The organism is Cognatilysobacter lacus (assembly GCF_008274655.1).
Taxonomy (GTDB): Bacteria; Pseudomonadota; Gammaproteobacteria; order Xanthomonadales; family Xanthomonadaceae; genus Cognatilysobacter; species Cognatilysobacter lacus.
In genome coordinates this window covers 1-3,668 of sequence record NZ_VTRV01000199.1, presented here as the reverse complement: position 1 = coordinate 3,668, position 3,668 = coordinate 1, and the positions used below count along the sequence as shown (strand labels likewise).

At 69.8% G+C, this 3,668-nt stretch carries 3 protein-coding genes; 2 read left to right on the top strand and 1 reads right to left on the bottom strand.

Going from position 1 to position 3,668, the window contains the following annotated elements; all coding sequences use genetic code 11:
• Positions 1-4 precede the first annotated feature (4 nt).
• Positions 5-889 (top strand): homoserine dehydrogenase family protein, encoded by an 885-nt coding sequence (locus tag FW784_RS12995; protein WP_149353754.1) that lies wholly within the window; start codon positions 5-7, stop codon positions 887-889.
• Positions 890-1,099: 210 nt separating this feature from the next.
• On the opposite strand, the gene FW784_RS12990 is transcribed toward FW784_RS12995, so the two are convergent.
• Complete coding sequence (locus tag FW784_RS12990) at positions 1,100-3,529, bottom strand: ligand-binding sensor domain-containing diguanylate cyclase (RefSeq protein WP_149353753.1); 2,430 nt, start codon at positions 3,527-3,529, stop codon at positions 1,100-1,102.
• Between FW784_RS12990 and FW784_RS14945 the strand changes: the two genes are divergently transcribed.
• The coding region (locus tag FW784_RS14945) for an MlrC C-terminal domain-containing protein (RefSeq protein WP_205123628.1) at positions 3,506-3,668 on the top strand (163 nt) is incomplete at its 3' end. The two genes, FW784_RS12990 and FW784_RS14945, sit on opposite strands and share 24 nt — an antisense overlap.

Here is a 3,668-nt window from a genome sequence, read left to right as displayed (position 1 = left end):
CGCGGTGCTCGCGTGCTCGGGCCGCGGCGGAGATACGGACGCGCTCGACGCCTTTTCCGGCGACGCGCCGGCCATCGTCGTCGATGCGACCGGTTCCGAGGCGGTCGCGGCACGACATGCCGATTGGCTCGCGCGCGGAGCGCACGTCGTGACCGCCAGCAAGCTGGGGCAGGGCGCGTCACTCGATCGCTGGCACGCGATCCAGGCTGCATGCGTGCGCGGCAACACGCGTTACGGCGATTCGGCGACCGTCGGCGCAGGCCTGCCGTTGCTGCGGACACTGCGTGCATTGCGCGACGGTGGCGACGCCGTCCTGGCGGTCGCTGGCGTGTTGTCGGGTTCGATGGCCTGGGTGTTCGGCGAGTACGACGGCGCGCGCGCGTTTTCGGGATTCGTGCGACGTGCACTCGATGCCGGTTACGCCGAGCCCGACCCGCGGGACGACCTCTCCGGCGAAGACGTCCGGCGCAAGCTGCTGATCCTTGCGCGCACCGCCGGTTTCCTGCTCGAGCCTAACCAGGTAGAGGTCGAGTCGATCGTGCCTCGAGCACTTGCGCGGCTTCCACCGCACGATGTCGACGCAGCGCTGTCGCAGCTGGATGCGCCGATGCGCGATCGCTTCAGGTCGGCTTACCGCGCCGGCGAGAGGCTGCGGCACGTGGCGCGAATGGACGCCCGGAACGGGCGCGTTGTTGCCCGCGTCGGCCTCGAGTCGCTGGCTGCGGACGATCCGCTCGCGACGGCGTGCGGCACCGACAACCGTATCGCGATCCACTGCGAGCGCTACGACTCGCAGCCCCTCGTCATCCAGGGGCCCGGTGCGGGTGCCGGCGTCACCGCTGCGGCATTGCTGGATGACGTGCTCGGAATCGCGCAGGGACGGAGCTGACTGACACAGCCGTGAGTGTGTGCCGGGACTTCACCGGGTGCCTTGGCGGGCTGCGATCGCGGCGACAGCTTGCCCGTGCGCTTGAAGCGAAGCGACGGGCCACGCCCGCCGGCGCTCGCCCGCGCGATCGACGACACAGCTAACGTGTTGCGGTCCGTCGAGCGTTGCCCGGCGCTATCGAGCCGCGAAAGCGCGCCGACCAGCCGCGCCTCAGCCGCCGACAGGTCGTCCGGCGATCCTGCCCACGATGCGCAACGCGTCACGCGCGAGCATCCCCGTCAACCCGGTATGCATGTTCTCGACGAGTTCGGCGAGATCCGTCGACGGCGTGGGCCGGAATGCGGCCCAGCCGTTTCGGCCATTCGTCTTCACGTAGTACAGCGACTGGTCGGCCAGTTCGATCATCGCTTCCCAGCCGAAACGCGCGCCGTCCTCGTTGCGCACGATCGGGTACTGCGACAGGCCGACCGAGCAAGTCAGCGGCAGCACCATGCCGTTGCCGAGGTCGAAGGGATGCGTCGCCACGGCCTGCTGGATGCGCTCACCGATCGTGGAGACGTTGCGCTCCGGCATGGGCCGGAACACCAGCAGGAATTCCTCGCCGCCCCAGCGCGCCACGTAGTCGCCGGTGCGCACAAGGTTCGACAGTACGCTGGCGAACTGCTGCAGCACCACGTCGCCGGCGCGGTGGCCGTAGCGGTCGTTGACCTGCTTGAAGTGATCGATGTCGACGAGTGCGAACAGCATCGCCTTGTCATTGGGCGAGTCGCCGCCCAGTTGGCGGTCGTAGAAGGAAAGGTCGGCCGGCAGCTGCGCGCCGATGTAGCGGCGATTGCGAAGGCCCGTGAGCGGGTCGGTGTGGCTCGCGTCCTCCAGCTGCCGGTTCGCCAGCGCGAGCGCTTCGGTGCGCTGTTCGACGAGGGCTTCCAGCGCCTGTTGCCGGAGCCGGTAACGGTGCCGCTGGAACCGGTAGCCGGCGAACATGAGCAGCGCGAGCCCGGCAACGCACAGTGCGATGAACGCGCGCGTTTCGACGAACACGGGGGGCACGTCGAACGCCAGCGACGCGGGCTTCGGCGACCACACGCCCGCGTTGTTGCTCGCGATGACCTCGAACACGTAGTGCCCCGGCGGCAGGTTCGTGTACCGCGCGCGGCGCGTGCCCATGTCGGCGTCGATCCAGTCGGCGTCGTAGCCTCGCAACCGGTAGCGCAGCTGCACGCTCTTGGGATCCTGGAACGACGTCGCGGTGAATTCGATCGTGGCGTCGCGCGCCCTGTTCGGGAGGTCGCGGCCCTGCAGGCGCCAGGCATCCATCCAGTCGCGGCCCGCCTCGACGCGCTCGACTGCCACGCCGGGCGCGACGGGGTTCTTGCGGATCGCCGTGGTATCCATTGCCACCACGCCGTCGCGCGTCGGCAACCACAGCGTGTCGCCGACCAGCACGCCCTTCGACGTCCCGGCGCCATTGCAGCAGTAGCCCTGCTGGCCGGCGAGGCGGTCGCCGCGTTCATTGAGAAGCATCTCGCCGCGCACGCGCGCGGCGCGGCCGGTGGTCAGCGCGGCGATGTCCGAAAGAGGCACTCGCGCGATGCCGCGGATGCCGCCCACCCACAGATAATTGCCATGCTCGGCGAAGAAGAACGCCGCATTGCCCGGCATGCCCTGCGCGGCGCCGAGTGCGTACCAGCGATGGCCGTCCTTGACGTAGCTCGTCTCGTTCAAGGTGCCGACGACGAGTCGGCCGTCGTGCAGCTGCGTGATCGCGGTGACGTCGAGCGCCTTGGGCAGGCCGGGGTCGGTATCGCGCACGAAGCGGTCGCCGCGGCGCGCGAAAAGACCGTCCTGCGTGCCGACCAGCAGCGCGCCGGGCGTGTCGAGCACGAAGCGCACACGTGGATCGGCCAGTCCGTCGGCTGCACCGAAGCGTCGCAGGCTGCTCCCGTCGAACCGGAACAGGCCTTCGGTGGTGCCGATCCAGAGCGGGCCGTCGTGCGCACGCGCGAGCGCATTGATCTGGGCGCCGCCGATCGGCGCGAGCACGGGCAGTGCGCGCGGGGTCGAGTCGCCCGCGTCGAGTACGCGCAGGCCGCCGCGCGTGCCCAACCAGAGCCGCCCGGGTTCGGCCAGCAGGTTGTAGGCATGCGGATGCGGCAGAGCGCGGGCAGGGACGACGTGCCGGTAGCGACCGTCCTCGAGCACGCTCAGGCCGTCGTTTCCGCCGACCCAGAGGCGCTTGCCGTCGGGGTCCTTCGCGACCGACCAGACAATGCGGTCGGTGAGGCCTTCGGCCGTGCTGTAGCGACGGGTCCACGAACTCCAGACGCGCGTCAACCCCTGCCACTGGCTGCCGAGCCAGAGGTTTCCCTCGCGATCCTCGAACGCCGTGCGCATGCCTGGCTGGCCGCCGGGCGCGTTCGACGCGACGTATTCGTCGACGTGACCGTTGCGAACGCGCGCCAGCCCGATATCGCCACCGAGCCAGAGGTTGCCGTCGCGGTCCTCGTAAACCAGGTCGATCGGCGCGTGCGCGAGCGCGGGCAGCTCGTCGAACGCGATCCAGCCGTCGCTCGCCAGGCGGAACACGCCGGTCGAGGTCGCGGCCCACAGCGCGCCATGGGCTTCGAGCAGGCGGTTCACCTGCGCATCGGCGGCGTCCGTATCGTCGTCGGCTCACGCAAGGCCCAACTTGCCGACCAGGCCATGTTCCGCTTCGTCGGCATCGAGCCGACCGAGCAGGCGATCCTGGTCAACAAGAGCTCGGTGCATTTCCGTGCCG